This is a genomic window from Desulforhopalus singaporensis, from assembly GCF_900104445.1.
Classification (GTDB): domain Bacteria; phylum Desulfobacterota; class Desulfobulbia; order Desulfobulbales; family Desulfocapsaceae; genus Desulforhopalus_A; species Desulforhopalus_A singaporensis.
The window spans coordinates 24,091-42,315 of record NZ_FNJI01000023.1 but is presented as its reverse complement, the minus strand read 5'-3'; the positions used below and the strand labels follow the sequence as shown (position 1 = coordinate 42,315).

The 18,225-nt window shown below is 52.7% G+C and carries 10 protein-coding genes and 1 pseudogene; 8 read left to right on the top strand and 3 right to left on the bottom strand.

Annotated elements, in window-relative coordinates:
- Nucleotides 1–11 precede the first annotated feature (11 nt).
- The 8 genes from BLQ17_RS14995 (at nt 12) to pylB (ending at nt 11,190) form a co-directional block, all read left to right on the top strand.
- Nucleotides 12–899, top strand: coding sequence for a PfkB family carbohydrate kinase (locus tag BLQ17_RS14995; protein ID WP_092224284.1), 888 nt, complete (start codon nt 12–14; stop codon nt 897–899).
- A gap of 362 nt (nt 900–1,261) precedes the next feature.
- Nucleotides 1,262–2,452 carry a nicotinate phosphoribosyltransferase gene (gene pncB, locus BLQ17_RS14990; RefSeq protein ID WP_092224282.1) on the top strand — a complete coding sequence of 397 codons (1,191 nt, stop codon included), beginning with the start codon at nt 1,262–1,264 and terminating at the stop codon, nt 2,450–2,452.
- Nucleotides 2,453–2,550: 98 nt separating this feature from the next.
- Complete coding sequence (locus BLQ17_RS14985) at nt 2,551–3,498, top strand: D-2-hydroxyacid dehydrogenase (protein WP_092224281.1); 948 nt, start codon at nt 2,551–2,553, stop codon at nt 3,496–3,498.
- A 139-nt stretch (nt 3,499–3,637) separates the two neighbouring features.
- A complete protein-coding gene (locus tag BLQ17_RS14980; RefSeq protein ID WP_092224279.1) occupies nt 3,638–5,251 on the top strand; it encodes a bifunctional aminoglycoside phosphotransferase/ATP-binding protein in 1,614 nt (537 codons plus the stop codon).
- 286 nt (nt 5,252–5,537) lie between these two features.
- The gene (locus tag BLQ17_RS14975; RefSeq protein ID WP_092224277.1) at nt 5,538–6,533 is read left to right on the top strand and encodes a TAXI family TRAP transporter solute-binding subunit; all 996 of its coding nucleotides are present in this window, start codon (nt 5,538–5,540) and stop codon (nt 6,531–6,533) included.
- Between the two features lie 143 nt (nt 6,534–6,676).
- Entirely contained in the window at nt 6,677–8,785 is a 2,109-nt protein-coding gene (locus tag BLQ17_RS14970) for a TRAP transporter permease (RefSeq protein WP_092224276.1), read from the top strand.
- 120 nt (nt 8,786–8,905) lie between these two features.
- On the top strand, nt 8,906–9,397 hold the full coding sequence (locus BLQ17_RS14965) for a universal stress protein (protein WP_092224274.1): 492 nt from the start codon (nt 8,906–8,908) through the stop codon (nt 9,395–9,397).
- 668 nt (nt 9,398–10,065) lie between these two features.
- A complete protein-coding gene (gene pylB, locus BLQ17_RS14960) occupies nt 10,066–11,190 on the top strand; it encodes a methylornithine synthase PylB (RefSeq protein WP_092224272.1) in 1,125 nt (374 codons plus the stop codon).
- Nucleotides 11,191–11,573: 383 nt separating this feature from the next.
- Here pylB and mttB read toward each other — a convergent pair.
- From mttB to BLQ17_RS14940, 3 genes and pseudogenes are all read right to left on the bottom strand, one after another.
- Nucleotides 11,574–13,019 (bottom strand): annotated as a pseudogene (mttB, locus tag BLQ17_RS23235) ([trimethylamine--corrinoid protein] Co-methyltransferase).
- 318 nt (nt 13,020–13,337) lie between these two features.
- The gene (locus BLQ17_RS14945; RefSeq protein WP_092224267.1) at nt 13,338–15,326 is read right to left on the bottom strand and encodes an oxidoreductase; all 1,989 of its coding nucleotides are present in this window, start codon (nt 15,324–15,326) and stop codon (nt 13,338–13,340) included.
- 65 nt (nt 15,327–15,391) lie between these two features.
- Nucleotides 15,392–17,896 (bottom strand): CoA transferase, encoded by a 2,505-nt coding sequence (locus BLQ17_RS14940; protein ID WP_092224265.1) that lies wholly within the window; start codon nt 17,894–17,896, stop codon nt 15,392–15,394.
- Between the last annotated feature and the right edge of the window lie 329 nt (nt 17,897–18,225).

Sequence of the window (18,225 nt, the reverse complement as noted above, 5' to 3'; positions counted from 1 at the left end):
GCGGAGAAAATATGAAAGAACAGATTGTGGCCGGCATTGGTGAGATCCTCTGGGATGTTTTCGGGGCTGACGAACAGCTGGGCGGTGCGCCGGTAAACTTCTGCTACCACGCCAACAGTCTTGGGTGCAGGGCGGTTGCCATCTCGACAGTGGCCGATGACCGCCGAGGGCAGTCAGCCCTTGATGTGCTTGCAAAGCAGGGGATGTCAACCGAGCATATTACTGTTGTCAGGCAGGGTGTGACAGGTTACGTGGTCGCTGAAATCGATGACGATGGCGTTGCTTCCTACAGATTTCCCGATAATGTGGCCTGGGATCATCTTACCCTGAAACCGGCCACCATGGCCCTTGCCGAAACAGTCGACGCCGTCTGCTTTGGCTCCCTGTGCCAGCGGTCGGTCCACTCGCGAAATGTTATACTCTCCTTCCTCGGGGGTGTGCGGCCCGAAACCCTGAAAGTGTTTGATGTCAATTTGCGGCAGCACTTTTACTCCAGGGAAATATTGCAGAATTCTTTGTGTCTGGCAAATGTGGTGAAGTTGAACAGCGACGAGCTCCTGATTCTCGGGGATATGGAAAATATAAGGGGAACAGATACTTACAAGCTCACCCGGCTGGTTGCCAGATATGATCTCCAGCTGGCGGTCCTTACCCGGGGTGCGCACGGTTCCCTGCTGGTTTCTCCATCGGAATTATCCGCCCATCCCGGGGTCGCGGCTGATACCGCCGATACCATAGGCGCCGGCGATGCCTTTACCGCGGCAACCGTGATCGGTCTTCTGCAAGGCAACAGTCTTGAGGAGATAAACGAACATGCAAACAAGGTGGCCGCCGCTGTCTGTAGCGGAAAAGGGGCGATGGTCGCTCTGCCCCCCGACCTCAAAGTAAAGGGGGGATGAGCGAGGGGGAGAAGAGGATCTTTTCCGTCAAACCGGGATTTTTTACATAAAATTTCTGGTAAACAATCGTAAATGATGGTAAATCAGGTACACTTTGGTTTATCGTTACCGAAAATTACAGGTATCGTGTTGAGAATACATCGTTCCTGATCAAAAATCCGCTGGTGCGTCCGGGAAAAAAAGATCCTGCAGGATAGTTTTTTTGGAGCCTGGCGCGGAAGTATTTACAGGTTGCCAACCATATCAGCCACTCAGCAGTTTTATCTGAGTGGTTTTTTGTTTGTGGTGCCGAGTTGTTGTAAGATAATGTTAGACATAAACAATCAATTGTTGCGTTTTATTCAATTTCTCAGGGCGTCGTTATGATAATCACATCCCTCCTTGACACGGACCTTTATAAAATCACCATGATGCAGGGAGTGCTGCACCAGTTCCCGTGGGCGGAGGTTGAATACGAATTCAAGTGCCGGGATCAGCAGGTGGATCTGCGGCCAATTGCGGATACCCTGAACCGGGAACTCGATGATCTGTGCACCCTTCGTTTCTCCACCAAAGAACTGGATTTTTTGAGCAGCCTTCGCTTTATGAAAAGGGATTTCATCCAGTTTCTGCGCCTTTTCCACTTTCAGCGCGACTATATCTATGTCGATGCATCGGGTGAAAACCTGGATATACACATAAAAGGTCCCTGGTTGCACACCATCCTGTTTGAAGTTCCGGTGCTCGCGCTGGTTAACGAACTCTACTTCAAGCATATCGCGCCAAGACCGGACTATGAAGTGGGCCGGGAAAAACTGGAAGAGAAAATAGCGCTGGTAAAGGAGACCAACAAGGAACAGCTGGGGTTTATGTTCTCCGATTTCGGCACCAGGAGGAGGTTCTCACGGGAGTGGCAGGAAGAGATCATCCTTGAGCTTAAACAGAACCTGCCGGTTAATTTTTTCGGCACCAGCAACGTCATGCTGGCCAAGAAATATAATATCCTTCCCATCGGCACCATGGCCCATGAATGGATAATGGCATGCCAGGCCCTGGGGCCGAGATTGGCCGACAGTCAGCGCTACGCCCTGGAACACTGGGCCCAGGAATATCGTGGTGATCTCGGAATTGCTTTGTCCGATACCCTGGGGTTTGAGGCATTCCTGAGCGATTTCGATATGTTTTTCTCCAAGCTTTTTGACGGATGCCGCCACGACAGCGGCGATCCCATAGAGTGGGGTGAGCGCCTGGTCGCCCACTATAAATCGCTGAAAATCGACTCGCGATGGAAACAGGCTGTTTTCAGCGATGGATTGTCTTTTACCCGGGCTATCGAAATTGCAAGACACTTTAAAGGCCGTATCAACACCGCCTTCGGCATCGGTACCAACCTTACCAACGATGTGGTCAATGAGCCGGTGCAGATCGTCATGAAGATGATAAAATGCCAGGGACAGTCGGTGGCCAAGATATCAGATTCTCCGGGCAAGCAGATGTGCAACGATGACCGGTATCTGTCGTATATAAAAAGTGTCATCGCAAGGAAAATACGCAACAGAAAATTCGGCGGTTAACAGCGTCACCCGATTGTCTGGGCCCGAAGGCTTTGATCGCCTGTTTACTCAGCAGGACCTTGACCGGTTCTCTGTCAGCTGTTGGAGGATGGGGTGCAATGAACAGATATCAGCTTGTTATCCTGTCAGAGGATGCTAACCGCTATCGGCAGCTCCTGGAAAAGGAGTCTCTGCCAGGGTTGTCTATTGTTACGGCGTGCCGGGTTGAGGGGGCTGAAAAGACTCTCGGGGAGTGTGATATTCTTTTCGGCACACCAGACCTTGTCGCCAAGGCCCTTTCTTACACAACCGGACGGCTGCAGTGGGTGCAGTCGATGTGGGCCGGGGTGACCCCTCTTATAGCTCCCAGCCGGGGAAAACAGTTTGTTGTTACCGGAGTAAAATCCGTCTTCGGACATGCAATAGCCGAGTACGTCATCTGTTATCTACTGGTCTGCGAACGCAATGTCATCGGCCGGTTCTGCAAGCAGCAGCAAGCGCAATGGGATGAATCGACTCCGGGCACCCTTGACGGCAAAAACATCGGTATAATGGGGCTCGGGTCGATTGGAGGGGCTATCGCCCGGACGGCAAAATTTTTTCGCATGAATGTCTTCGGGTTCTCAAGGGGGGGGACCAGGCCACCGGAAGTTGACCGACATTTCTTACCCCACCAACTTGCAGATTTTGTCAAAGAGCTGGATTACCTGGTGTGTGTTCTGCCGGATACGCCTGGCACCAGCAACCTGATCGACCGGGCCATATTCAGGATAATGCGCGATACTGCGCTTATAGTCAACGTCGGCAGAGGTAATGCCATTGATGAAGCGTCTCTGGTAGAGGCACTGGAAACAGGGGAAATAGCCGGGGCAGTTCTCGATGTCTTCTGCAGCGAACCCCTGGCCCGCTCCCACCCCCTCTGGAAGACGCCCAACACCTTCATCACTTCCCATACCGCCGCAAAGAGTCTGCCCGAAGATGTGGCCCCTGTCTTTATCGCGAACTATCGCCGGCTGATAGACGGCAGGACCTTGCTCGGCATCGTGGACCCTGACCGCGGATATTGAGTCCTGAGCTGCACCAGCTCTTCCGCAAAGATGTTGCACATATTGCAGCAGGCGGCAGCTGTGGCCAGGGGACAGGTGGACCGTTACTCCTTGCACATTAACCTCCGGTGATCGTACAATAAAAAAAGATTGAGGGGCTATGGCAACAAACCTCAAAAGACCTGGGGAGTGGGCGATGACAGAAGAGATGGCCGGACACGGCCGGCTGATAGAGCGTTTGAGCAGAGACCTTACTCAACAGGGGGCCGGATCGGTCAAGGTCATTGAGACCCATATCTCAAGCGTTATCCTTGCGGGCGACCGGGCATATAAGATCAAGAAACCCCTGTCTCTTGGTTTTCTTGATTTTTCCTCTCTTGAAAAACGTCGCTTCTACTGCGGGGAGGAGGTGAGGCTCAACAGACGGCTGGCTCCGGGGATCTATATCGATGTCGTGGCGATTACCGGCTCGGTGGAGCGGCCTGTCCTGGGCGGTTCTGGTGAGGTTGTCGACTACTGTGTACGCATGCACCGTTTTGATCAGGCGGGGCTGCTCTCAAGCTGTACCGACCGGCTGACCGAGGGGGTAGTTGATACAATCGCCCGTCGTATCGCCCTGTTTCACGGAAAAGCTGCGGCCGCTGATGTTTCTTCCGGTTTCGGAACCCGTGAGCGGCTTGGCCAGCCGATGTGGGATAATTTTTCTCATATCCGCAAACTGATCGAGGACCAGGACTGTCTACGGCGTATCGACCGCCTCGAGCGGTGGACCAGGCAACAGTATCAGAAGCATACGGAGCTCTTTGCCAAAAGAAGACGCGAGGGGTTTGTCAGGGAATGCCACGGAGATTTACATCTTGGCAATATCACGCTCATCGACAACGAGCCGGTAATTTTTGACGGCATCGAGTTCAACCCCGACCTGCGCTGGATAGATACCATGAGCGAGCTTGCATTTCTGTTGATGGATCTCGATGAGAAAGGCTACCCCGAACTTGGCGCCAGGACCCTCAACAGCTATCTGGAAATAACCGGCGATTTCCAGGGACTTGCGCTGTTGCGGTTTTACCAGGTCTACCGGGCGATGGTACGGGCCAAGGTGGCGGCGATACGGGCAGGACAGCTGGATGAAAGCGGTGAAAAGGAAAATGTTTTAAAAGAGTTTTCCACCTATCTTGTTTTGGCTCAGTCCTATACACAAACAGTGCGGCCGACCCTGGTTCTTACTCATGGTGTTTCAGGGTCGGGAAAAAGCACTGTCTCTTCCAGGGTTGTATGCTGTTTCTCCGCTGTTTGGCTTCGATCAGATGTCGAGAGAAAACGACTTGCCGGGCTGGGTGCCGACGAGAAAAGCGGCTCGCTTCCAGGGCAGAACATCTATACAGCAACGTTTTCCGCCGCTACCTACAACCGGTTGCTGTCTCTTGCCACACTCCTTGTTGATAGTGGATACACGGTCATAGTCGACGCCACTTTTCTTTGCCGCAGTCAACGCCAGCCGTTTTACGATCTCGCCCGCCATAGAGATTGTGTGTTTATAATACTCGACTTTCAACTGCCGGAATCCGAGCTGCGAACCAGAGTGGCACGCCGGATGGCGTTGGGAGGGGATGCTTCGGAGGCAGGGCTCGATGTTCTGTGCGATCAGTTAAAAAAACAGACTCCGCTGGAAGATGATGAAATACCCCATGTGATAGTCGTCGACGCCTCCTGCGATTGCTGGATAGAAAAAATGCAAACCCTCATTGCAGAAAATAGTGATTGCCCAGGGTAACGATGGCATTTTTTCTGCCTGGCAAGAAATAGCATCCCTTGCCGTTTCGGTCACTGCCGTCAACCGGGCCCGATGCAAAAAACTACCGCTTAATGTGCATGGGGAGTTGTCGGGTAGTTTCCCGGGTAATCTGATGAAATCGCATTGAAAAAGATTGTAGTGCAATGGAGTTTGTGAAAAAAAACCGATGGGTAAATGACATTGATGATGATGTTTGATAGAATTGAACAAGTGCCTTTTTACGTGGCTGTTGAATACGAACATTTACAATTGCGGGAGGAAGATCATGAAGAAGCTTGTAACGCTTGTTTCACTGGGGGTTATTGTTTTTGGGCTCGCTCTGACTGTTTCTGCGCGCGACTTTGTCACCATCGGCACCGGCGGGGTGACAGGAGTTTACTATCCAACAGGAGGGGCAATCAGCAGGATGCTGAATAAAAAATTCGATGAATATGGGATCAAGGCCACGGTTGAGTCAACCGGGGGGTCGGTGTACAATATAAATGCAGTATTAAGCGGCGATCTCGAGTTTGGGGTCGCTCAGTCGGACAGACAGTATCAGGCGTACAACGGGCTGGCTGAGTGGAAGGAGGCGGGGCCTCAGAAAAAGCTGCGGGCTCTTTTCTCTATTCATCCGGAGACCATCACCCTGGTAGCATCGGAGCAGTGCGGTGCCATGTCCGTTGCCGATTTACAAGGGAAAAGAGTAAATATCGGCAACCCGGGTTCGGGGCAGCTGCAGAATTCAAAGGATGTGCTGGCCGCTTTCGGCGTAAATCTTGATTCCATTGTGGCGGAACAGGTAAAAGCGGTTGAAGCGCCGGGTCTTGTTCAGGATGAAAAGGTAGATGCGTTTTTCTATACGGTAGGACATCCCAATGGCAATATCAAGGAGGCGACATCGGGACGGATCAAGGTGCGGATTATTCCCATCAGCGGGGAGGGGGCCGACGCCATGGTCAAAAAATTCTCCTACTACGCAAAAGCGATAATTCCCGGAAAATTTTATCCAAACGCCCTCGGGGGAGGCGGTGATATAGAAAGTGTCGGGGTAAAGGCGACCTTTGTCGCTTCAAGCGATCTGGATGAAAGGATCGCCTATGCGGTGACCAAGGAAGTCTTCGATAATCTTGAGGAGTTCAAGACGCTGCATCCCGCATACTCTGTCTTGACCAGGGAAAACATGTTGCAGGGGTTGTCCGCGCCAATTCACAAGGGTGCCTTGAAATATTATAAGGAGGCCGGGCTGCTGGAGTTGATTCCCCCTGCGTTGCTTGACTAACCCAGGAAGACTGCCGGCTCTTGGCAGAAGATGCTCAAGTCTGCGAAGGGCCGGTCAGTCGCGCTAGAGCGTGAACCCGTGCCGACCAGTGAGCTGAAAACGCTTTTGGTTTGTTGTTCAGGTACATGGCTTGACTTATCACTATGCCAAAAGGAAGCAGTGAACCGAAAATTACCGACGATTTTCTGAAAAAGGAAACCGGTGACGTCAGAACGCTTGGCAGATATGAAGCCTTGGTCACCGGGGCGATTGCGGTCCTTTGGGCTCTTTTTCAATTGGCTCTTGCGGGATTTCTGGTCCTTGACAGCACCAAGGTCCGGGCGATTCACCTGGCTTTTGCGATGGCGCTGTTGTTCCTGTTGGACCCATGTCTGAAAAAGCAGGTGAAATTTTTTAATTTTTTATCGGTAACCGACAGGATCCCGGTCATCGATTACCTGCTGGCGTCGGCAGGAGCCCTGTGCGCTCTGTATATTGTTTTTGATTACAACGGGCTGGCCCTGCGTGCGGGTGCGCCGATTCCCCGTGATCTTGTCATCGGGGTGATACTGGTGCTGCTGCTGCTTGAATCCGCCAGGAGGGTCATCGGGCCGGCGCTGCCGATTATAGCGATTGTTTTTACCGCGTATGCTTTTTCCGGTCCGTACCTGCCGTACCTGTTCGCCTTCAAGGGGGTATCCGTTACCAAATATGTAAGCAACATCTCGCTTTCAACCGAAGGTATCTACGGTATTCCCCTGGGAGTATCTTCTTCGATCGTCTACCTTTTTGTCCTGCTCGGGGCACTGCTGGACCGGGCCGGCGCCGGAATGTTTTTCACCAATCTTGCGCTGTCACTGCTCGGCAGATATAAAGGCGGACCGGCCAAGGCGGCTGTGGTGTCAAGCGGTGCCACCGGGCTGGTTTCAGGATCGAGTATCGCCAATATTGTGACCACCGGTCCTTTTACCATTCCGTTGATGAAGCAGGTAGGGTATCCGCCGAAAAAGGCCGCGGCCACCGAAGTCGCGGCATCCACCGATGGGCAGTTGATGCCGCCGATCATGGGGGCGGCCGCTTTTATCATCGCCGAGTACGTAAACGTCCCTTACATTGCCGTGGTCAAGGCAGCTGCAATTCCTGCATTTGTGTCCTATTTCGGACTGTTTTGCATAACGCATCTGGAAGCGAGCAAACACGGTATAGAAGGTCTTGCCAAGGAAGATATCCCAGGCTTTTTGAAAACGCTGCGCGGGGGGGTGCATTTTTTTATTCCGCTGGCGATGCTGCTCTATGAACTGGTCTGGCTGCGTCATTCCCCAGAGCTTGCGGCTTTCAGGTCGATACTCCTGCTGCTCCTGATAATAGTGGTGCGGGAAGCAGTAAGAGCGAGACAACAGCGCAGGGGGCTGTTGTCTGGAATTGCAGCAGGTCTTAAAATTATCGGAGCGGCTTTTATCCAGGGCTCGAAAAACATGATGTCGGTGGCTCTTGCATGTGCCGCCGCCGGCATCATCGTCGGGATTGTCAATATGGGGATCGGCGGGATGATAACCCAGATTGTCGAGGGACTGGCCCGCGGCAATATTTATCTGCTGCTTATAATCACCGCAACCGCGAGTCTGCTGCTTGGGATGGGGTTGCCGACTACGGCCACTTATATTGTCATGGCTTCCCTGACTGCTCCCATAATTGTTCAGGTCGGCACGGCTTACGGTTTGGCGATCTCGATAATGGCCGCTCATCTGTTCTGTTTTTATTTTGGAATCCTGGCGGATGATACTCCCCCTGTGGGGCTTGCCGCCTATGCCGCTTCAGCCATCGCTGAGTCAGAGCCGATTCCCACGGGCATACAAGGGTTCTTGTACGATATAAGAACATCGGTCATAGCCTTCATGTTTGTTTTCAACCCCGATCTCATTCTGCATGAGATCAGTTCGGTGCCCCATGCGCTCCTGATTTTTTCCATGGCCCTTATTGGAATGTCGGCATTTGAAAATTTTGCGCAGGGGTGGTGTTTTACCAGGAATAAGTTGTATGAGGTTCCGTTTTTTCTGGGTGCCGCTTTTATCCTGTTTCATCCCGGCGGCCTGGCATCGATGATCAACCTGGATCCGTCGCTGAAATATTACCTGTTCCCGGTAGGACTGGGACTCTACTGCGTTGTCATCGCATGGCAGAGGTTTCGTGTGATACGGGCAAAAGAAAAAAGAAGGGTTGTCCTCTTTGATAAGACAGTTGATGTTACGAAAAATGGAAAAAAACATCGGTGATAGTATCCAACAGTTTGGATTATGCAGTGATTTTAAGGTATAATCAGACTAAGGGAGGGGAATTTTAACAATTCAAATCATATTGCAAAAGATGTTTGTTGAAAAACAAGGAGAAATCACATGATGCCCAAAATTGACAAAATCCTCTATGCAACCGATCTGTCGCAAAGTGCTGCCCTCGCGCTTCGCTATGCCATGCTGCTGGGTGAAAAGTTCGACGCCAAGGTAACTCTTCTTCACGTGGTCGAGACAGTTTCCCATGAGGCTAGGCTTGCCTTCTACGAGGCGTGTATTGATGGAGATACTCAGAAGCAGATGAGTAAAACAAAAAAAACTGAAGCAACTGCAGCAATGGAACAGCGGCTGGAGTCGTATTGCCGTGAAGAGCTTCCCGATGACGCGGAAGCATGTTTTAGCAAGGTGAAGATCGATATCTGTCAAGGGTATCCTGAAGAGCAGATTCTCAGTAAGGCTGATAAGTACGACGTCGATGTCATTGTCATGGGCACCCATGAGAAGGGATTTGCCCATACCTTTCTCGGCAGCGTGGCAAAGCGTGTTCTCAGGCGATCGAGAAAACCGGTTTTCATCGTTCCGCTGCCTGAACTGTAACGAATTGTCCTGACACAAGTGTAATATTGTTGTAACAGCAGTATCTCTTTTGCCAGAGTCTTCGGCGGAGGTTGCAGCATTGTCAAGTACCGGGGAGAAAACCGGTTTTTTCGCTTTTTGTCCCCGGCCACCTTAGTGTTCTTTTTCCAGTGATTTTATGTTGCTGGAAGATCCTTCCAGAAAAGTTGTCCGGATCTGGGCGCCACTGTCCGGATAGACGCCAGGATTGACCGAGCAGAACACCCGCAGCTTCCGTGGCGATTTGAGTTATATTTGCATCAACTTCTCTTTAAAAATGCATAAAATTGGACTGTTACCAAAAAAATATTTACGAGTTGATATCGGTTCGTTTCTAGCTTGCCGGAATCACATGCAATATTTATTTGCGACCCTTTCGTGAATCAGTTTTGCCTCATTATTGATGGTTGTCCCATAAGCAATGTTCTGGAATAACTCTCTGAAATCTCGCAAAAAACGAATGCTTTGGTTAAATGGTATAAAATGTGCATTATAGAGTTGAAAGCGTAGCGGGTCGCCTGGGAGTTGTCAAAATCGTAAGGTATCCGTCGCCTGATGAAACCGAAGATGACGCGGTCCTGAAGTGATGGATTGTCATCGGCGAGGTTGTGCCCAGCAAATAATCAGCAGTCTGGTGAGGAGTAAACAGTATGAACACAGATAGATTTTCTTTGCCCGCAATACTCTGTAAGCCGGTGGAAGGTACGCCGCTTGTCCGAGATGAGATAAAATACCTGCTTGGTCTTGAAAAAAAGAGCGAAGTCGAGTTGCTGCAGCGGGTGGCCCGCCTGGTTCGTACCAAACATTTCGGCCAGAAAGTATTCCTGTATGGTTTTGTATACTTTTCTACCTATTGCAAGAACAATTGTACGTTTTGTCACTATCGCCGGGACAACCGGGAGGTGGCGCGCTACCGTAAAAACGAGAGCGAAGTTGTCGAAGCAGCGAGGAACCTGAGGGATTCCGGTGTTCACCTCATCGACCTGACCATGGGTGAGGACCCGGAGATGTTTCATCCGGATTTCGGCTTAAAGAGGTTGGTGCGGCTCACCGGAAAGATCCGCTCTGAGACCGGTCTGCCGGTTATGCTCTCACCTGGTGCGGCACCCGAGGCGGCAATCAGCGAGTTTGCCAAGGCTGGTGCCGAATGGTACGCCTGTTATCAGGAAACGCATACCGAATCGCTTTTTGACAAGCTGCGCATCGGTCAGTCTTATAAAGAGCGGTACGCGACCAAGGTTGAGGCCAAAAGCAACGGAATGCTTATCGAAGAGGGCATCCTGACCGGCGTAGGTGAAACCCTCGACGACATTGCCGACTCGATATTGGCGATGAAGGAAATGAAAGCCGATCAGGTCAGGGCCATGACCTTTGTTCCTCAAAAAGGAGCTCCGCTGGAATCGTACGGTGCGGTAACCAGTAATCGCGAACTCAATGTTATCAGCGTGATGCGGCTGGTACTTCCCGATACGCTCATTCCCGCCTCTCTTGATATCGATGGCCTGAACGGCCTGCAAAAAAGACTGCTTGCAGGTGCCAACGTGGTCACCTCGATCGTGCCCCCTGGACGCGGACTGGCCGGGGTGGCAAACTCCAGCCTGGATATTGAGGAATCGAGAAGAACAGTGGACAGTATCAAAAACGTGCTGCAGTTTATCGGGATGGAAACGGCGACTGCTGAAGAGTATAGGCATTGGGTTGAGGACCGCATGCAGGGAGAGGGCAATCCCATGCAGATGGGCGGCGCCTCGGTCAACTGCCGGTACTGGAGCTAAACTGTAGCCCCCTGCCGTAACAGCGGACCACAGGGCTGTATCTTCCTCCTCATCCACCCACCCTTGAATTAAACAGGGTGGGCCTGGTTTGTCCGTTGCACCGACAAGAACGCCACTCTCCTCTTTGGTCCTGCTTGGCACGTCCATTCTCTGAGTCTGATCAGACGCCACATATCCTGTTCCGGCAGAGCGCTTCACCCTGGCGGGAACATCTTTGCACCCTGTCACTTGCCGCCGTCAGCGGTTGTGCTTCTTTCACGAAATCATAACACAAAAAAGAAAGAGCTCTGCTTTTTTCCGGTTGCTTGCAGGTGTTAAAACAGTCTGGCCCGGGTAACTCCTCGAAACCCGGGCCAGACTGGAAATGTCACTGCTCTTTTCTCTTAGTAACCGAGATCCTTCTCGGAACTTTTGAGAATTCTGTCGATTTCGCTTCGTGCTTCCTTGGAAATCGGTGTTTTTATTTCGTGATTCTCGATAATCCACCGTGCCTTTTCATTGGCTTTTGCAGCGGTGTCTTTCGAACCGTCATTTTCCCATTTCGACCGGTTCTTGCGGCAAATAACCTCTGTCCTGGATTGTGAACGGACATATTTCAGAGTGGACGGGTGCATGAGAAAATCTTTGAATGATCCGACCTCCTTGATCGCATCAACTGAAAGAGTTTCATCATTTACCGGAATACCACCGATGATGAACCGAACCATCCTGGCTACTTCGTTGTCGAAAACGAGCTGAGCGGCATCCATGGTCATTCCACCTTCCTGCAGACCCAAACCATATATGACGTTGGCACCTGCCATCGCCGGTAAGAGTGCAGTAAGGGTTGTCTCATGGCCCGACTGAGCATCTAAAAGTTTTGAATCGCTCTATCCACCGGAGATGTAGCTCGGCAGGTTGTAGTACTTGGCAAGCCCTGCGGTACCGGCACCAATCAGTGCCGCCTCAGGAGAGCCTACGGCTGCGGATCCGAACCGCAGATCCATGGCCGTGGTTGAGCTTCCGTAAAAACATCTGGCACCTTTTTTAACCAGCTGGGCCAGAGCAATGCCTGATAGTACCTCTACGTTGTGGCTCACCAGGGTTCCGGCAAGGTGCACCGAGCTTGAACCGCCGCTAAGGGCCATTGACAGGATCATCAGCGGCAGGTCCTGGCGGGCTCCCTCCATGATCATGTCGCAGAACTCTTCGGTGAGTCTCAGTGGACTTACCGGACAGGTTCCGACCATGAAAAACGGTCTTTTCCTGAATTCCTCCTCGCTTCCCGATACCGCAATGCCCATTTCAACCATTCGCTTGATATGGTAACTGCTTACCGGACCAAGAAAAAAATGCTTGTCGGTGTTGGATGCAATCGCGTCCCAGTTATGCAGGGAGCTTGCAAGGGGCGGCTTGTCGCCTGACACCATGGCCCTGTGGTGAAAATCGATCTGTTCCAGGTAATCGGTAACCCTTACCACATCACCAAGATCTTTTTTGGTCGGTTCTCGAAGCTCACCAGTGTACGGATCGCGATACTTGACCGCTTCGCCAAAATTGATAAATCCGACCCTGTTGCCTCCTATGACGTAATCGTTCTCCGGATTTCGCGCGTGCAGAACGAAATTGTCTGGAGCCGCCTTGATTAGATCGTTCAGCAGCCAACTGGGGATTCGCACCATGCCGCTCTTTTTATCGACGGTGGCCCCGGCGCTGTAGAAGAGCTCCAGGGCTTCTTCATGACCGACGTAAATCCCATGATCCCACAATATTTCCATCGTGGCTTCATGGATTGCGTCATATTCGTCCTGGGTAAATGGAGAAAACCCGAATCCTCCACTCCCAAGCATCCTGGGACGACTGTTTCTTCTCATACTACCTCCACTAGACAAAGTTGATACTTCTCTTAATACAGCTGTAAAGCTGATATGCCTTACCTTATGGGATGCGTGCATGTGCCTTTGGCGGTCATGCAGCACCACAATTCCGGGACGCGCATCGCTCATGCGATTGCTCGTGCCCATTAAAAAAAATCCGACACCGTTTTTTCATTATATACCTGAAGCTCTTTGAGCTACAGGTTATACGATGTCTTGACTCACTATTCGTCTGTAGCGGGCCGGTTTTGTTTTTCGCCTGCACCAGCCGTTGTTCTCCTTGAATGCCCCCTAGATAAATCTTGCTATCTCGTACCCATCCCATACCGCCTGCATGACATTTTTCGGCTTGCGGCAATCGCCGATCCTGTAAACCGGACAGGGGCTTTTGCGAACAACATCAGCAAGACTGGTGTCGGATTTCATGCCCACCGCCATAACGACAGTGTCCGCCTCGACAAAGGATGCATTGTGGTTGCCGTCATCGAGCAATACGCCGTCGGCGGTCACCTCGGTCAGCCGGCATCCGGTCCTGGAGACGACTCCGTGGTATGCCATCAAATCGGTGGTCATCATCTTCACCTGGCTCGGAACCGAAGCACCAGCACACATCAGTTTTGGCATCAGCTCGACCACGGTCACCTTGCAGCCCTTGGCCGCAAGCCATATGGCCACCTCGCAGCCTGCCAGACCGCCGCCGACAACGACACAGTTTTGTCCGGCCTTGGTCACTCCCTTGAGGAGATCGACGGCGGTGGTCACCCGATCGTTGTCAATTCCCTTGATCGGCGGTAGAAGAGGATGAGCGCCGGTGGCAACGATGATTGCATCCGGGTCGATCTTGTCGACCAGCTCCACGGTGACGCTGCTGTTGAGTGTCAGGGATATGTCGCTCCGGCTTATCTGCCGCTCATACCAGTCAAGCAACCGCCGGAGATCTTTCTTGAAGTCCGGCACCGCAGCCTGCTGCACTAGTCCTCCCAGGGAGTCCGATTTTTCATGGAGAAAAACTTGGTGACCTCGTTTAGCCAGGACCCTTGCAGCCTCCATGCCGGCGATTCCTGCACCGGCAACCAACACCTTTTTCGGTGCAAGTGCGGGTGTCAGCCGGTAGGCCGCTTCACGGCCTGACGACGGGTTGATGGCACAGGAGATATTGCGAAACTGGTTGTAGGCCTCAAAGCAGCCGTCATAGCAGCCGACGCATGGTCTGATCTCGGCGCTGTCCTGGTATCTCAGTTTGTCTGCCCACTCGGGGTCGGCCAAAAGCCCCCTGCCTATGGCGGTAAAGTCCATGCTGCCGCAGGCTACGGCCTCTGCTGCGACTTCAGGCTTGTCAAGGCGACCAACGCCTATTACCGGGATGGATACCGCTTTTTTGGCAAGAGCCGCCATGTCGGCCATGCAGCCGTGTTTCTGGTATATTGGCGGATGCGGCCAGTAGTGGCTTTCGTAGCAGCCGGCATCCACATGAAGGGCGTCAAACCCTGCCTGTTCAAAGTACCGGGCCATCCGTATTCCTTCTTCAACATCGCGGCCGACCTCTTCGAAAGTTTCTCCTGGAAGCGCACCGTGTTGCGGCGTCTTGAGGTAATGCTTCAGGCCGAAACGGTAGGTGACGGCAAGCCGGTTGCCCACCTTTGCACGTATTTCGTTCAAGCATTCGGTGGCAAAACGCATTCTGTTTTCAAAGGAGCCTCCGTACTGATCGGTGCGGCGGTTCCATAAAGGCGTGGTGAATTCATCAAAAAGATATCCTTCATGGCCGTGCAGCTCGATGCCGTCGACCCCTGCCAGCGCTAACAGCTTTGCGGTATTGCCCATCGCCTCGACGATGGTCTGGATCTCGTCAACGGACAGTGCCTTGCATTTGATTGTCGGGTCCCAGAAATTGGTGTTATCCGATGCGGAAACGCATGGACCTCTGAGGATGCTCGGAAAGGTTACCCGGCCAAAGCCTGCCGTCAGCTGGACAAAAACCCGGGCGCCGAAGCTGTGCGCGGCATCGCAGAGCTCGCAGAGGTAATTCATCGACTCCTCAAGAATCATCGGGGTGGATTTCTCCAGATGCTCAATCTTGTTTTCAACCTTGAACACCGAGCAGATCACCATTCCGACGCCGTAGCGGGCACGTTCGAGATAGTAGTCGACAACCCTTCGGTTGAGGGTGCCGTTGGCGTCAGTCATGTACTCAACGCCCATGGGCGCCATGACGATACGGTTTTTTATCTCAACCTGGCCGATATTATGTGGCTCAAACAGAATATCAAAGTTTTTCATATGCTTATCCGTGAATTAGAACTATGCATGTTGTCATACGATTCGACTTTTTCGTGTCGTTTCGATCAGTCGGGGAGGTACTGTTTGCTCCAGCTCTCCGAGGCGACCTTTTGTTCTATCATTTCGTCCACCTGTGCCGCGTTGTAGCCAAGAGATGTAAGTATTTCCCTGGTGTCCCTGCCATATTTTTCCGCTGGTGCAGGGATGGTGAGCGGACTGTATCGCGGCCGTATCGAAACCGGAGCGATGATGTCGACTCTCCTGCCGCTGGGGTGATCCTTGTAACTGGTGAACTGAAAGGTCGGCCCGCTCCCATTGCGACCCGCTTCTTGGTCGCTGAGATATTTTTCCCTCAGAGAAGAGAGGCTGCCCAAGGTGGTCGCGCCGAAATCGAGTTTTACCAGTTGGTCGATCCAGTAACCGGCAGTTTCAGTCCTGAATCGCTCGGAGAGAAAATGCTCAAGTTCTGCGCCCACAAGTTCCGCAGCGCCCTTGAGTTCTGTTATGTTTTCCAGGTCGCCGCAGCTCTTGGTGCCAGCGGCAAGGAAGAACCACTGGTCACTGGCAAGGTAGCAGCGGTAGAGGGGGCCCTCGCCGACCACCTGCGGGCCGCTTGGCTCATCGAAGGGAGCACGGCCTTCATAGTCGTACATGAACGGGATTGCAAGTAGCTGTCCACAGGCGCACAACGAGGTGCGGGCGACGTCTGTTTCGCCGGTAACCCTTTGTTTGTAAAGCGCCGTTGCTACAGCAAAAGCACCTGAAAATCCGGTGAGTACGTCTATGGTGCCCAGGTGGGCGTGTTCTTCCGGTGTTTTTATCGAGCCTCCGAACCTTGCCATGATGCCGGTAGAAGCCTGGACCAGGTCATCGTAACCGAGGCAGTTGCTCCTGGGGCCTGTTTTAGGCCCGCCCCAGGCATCGAGCTGAAAAAGAATGGCGCGAGGGTTTACTTTGGCAAGGGATTCCGGGTCAAGGCCCAGCGGTTTGAGCTGTCGGTCAGGACCGTTGAAGGTTACCACGTCCGCCCAGCCGATCAGTTTCTTGAAAGCCTCTTTGCCTTCTCCTGTTTTGATATTGAGCAGAATGGATTTTTTCCCCCGCTGTACCTGCAGCCCGATCAGGACGGTGTTCCAGGGGTCGAAGGTTGGTTTTACCGGATAGATCTTGATGGTTTCGGCCCCGAACCGTGCAAGGGTGTTGGCCACCGTCGGCCCGGCTATGACATTGGTCAGGTCGAGTATCTTAATGCCGGCAAGCCACCCCCTGTCGCGGGTTGTCGGGGCGGGGCCGGATACGTCTGTCCTGTGGGTTTCGATGAGGTCGAGGATCTCCTGGCGGTGCTGGTCCGGCGCAGGCGGAGGGGTGCCTGCTGATGCCAGTTCCGCGGAACTTTTCAGCCAGGCGACCGGGCCTGCCTGACGCCTTTTCCCGTATGTCGGGTGGTCGATTTCGTGGACCAGGCCGGCGGCCAGGGGGTGTTCGTGGTTGAGCCACTCCCGGGCATAATGATGGCGCACGATGGGGACGTTGCCCTCATCGAAAAGGGCCTGCCATTCGCTGCTGGTTTTTTCCAGAAACCGTTTCTTCATCATTTCCGAGACAAGGTCGGCCCATTTTTTGGTCAGCGGGTAAAGCCCCAGGGCGCAATCGAGTCCTTCCGGCCATTCGCTGGTGGACAGATACCAATCGTCGAGGTCGGAAAGGCCGGCTTCTCTTACCTGGTCATACAGCCCCATGACCTTGAGTGCCTTGTGGCAATGGTCGATATGACAGGTGCAGACCACGTACATGGGCCTTCCGTCCTTGCAGAAGTAACTGCGGTAGAACGGATCCATGTATTCCTGGATCTCGTCGTAGCTCATATTCAGGGCCTGTCCCTCTTTTTTTCGTCTGGCAATCTCCAGCTCCCGAAGCGAGAGGTAGCGGTCGGGACAGTCTTCAATATACATCGAGTTGTATACGAGCCCTTCCATGAGCGCTGCGGCTATGGGGATCTCTATCTGCTCGCCCTGGCCGGTCTCTTCACGGGCATAAAGGGCGGAAGAAATCCCGGTGGCGGCAAGCAGCGCGGCGTAGCCCGATGCAAGGGTTAAAGGAGAAAAGGACGGGTTGACACCCATCAGCACCCGGTTCAGCCCCATGTCGGTAAACTGGCCGGAGGCGGCGGCAATAATTCCTTCCCAGGCCGCAAGGTGAGCCCGCTCCTTGTCCTCTGCTGCGAACCCTGGGATCGATGCGTAGATCAGTCTCGGGTTGACCTTGTGCATCTGCTCGGCACCGAGACCGAGTCTTGCCATGACCCCGGGGCGAAAGTTCTCTATCAGGATATCGGCTGTGCGTATCAGGTCAACGGCAACCTGCTTGTCTCCATCGTTCTTGAGGTCGAGGATGATACTTTTTTTGCGTCGGTTCAGGGTGTCCATCGCCGGGGATTTCCACCGGACTCCTCCGGGAGGATCTATCCTGATGACCTCTGCACCCTGGTCTGCAAGGATCATTGCGGCAGCAGGTCCCGCTACATATTGTCCGAAGTCGATGACCCGTACGTTCTCAAGTGGTAATCCCATCTTCAACTCCTGAGTGGTGTAATTTGATCGATGATTGTGTCCGGTAATTTTCATCAGGCTGCCATGGTGCAGCCTTTAAAACTTGTTATCTGTCGGTGTAGGTTGCAGCTGGTCTGCTTAAATAATTTTAAAATTGCGCAGCTTAAAAAAATAATTATCTTTTCGGTTGCCGTTTTTTGGGGGGGAAACGCCAGGTATCAACGGAGAACGGGAGATACCCGGCGCCCGGGAAAAACAAACCTTCCCGACGACTCAGAAAGCGATACTGTTGGTGTCACGGGTGGGGGAGTGTCATTTTCGTATCGCTTTTTTGGTCGCAGCCCAAATCC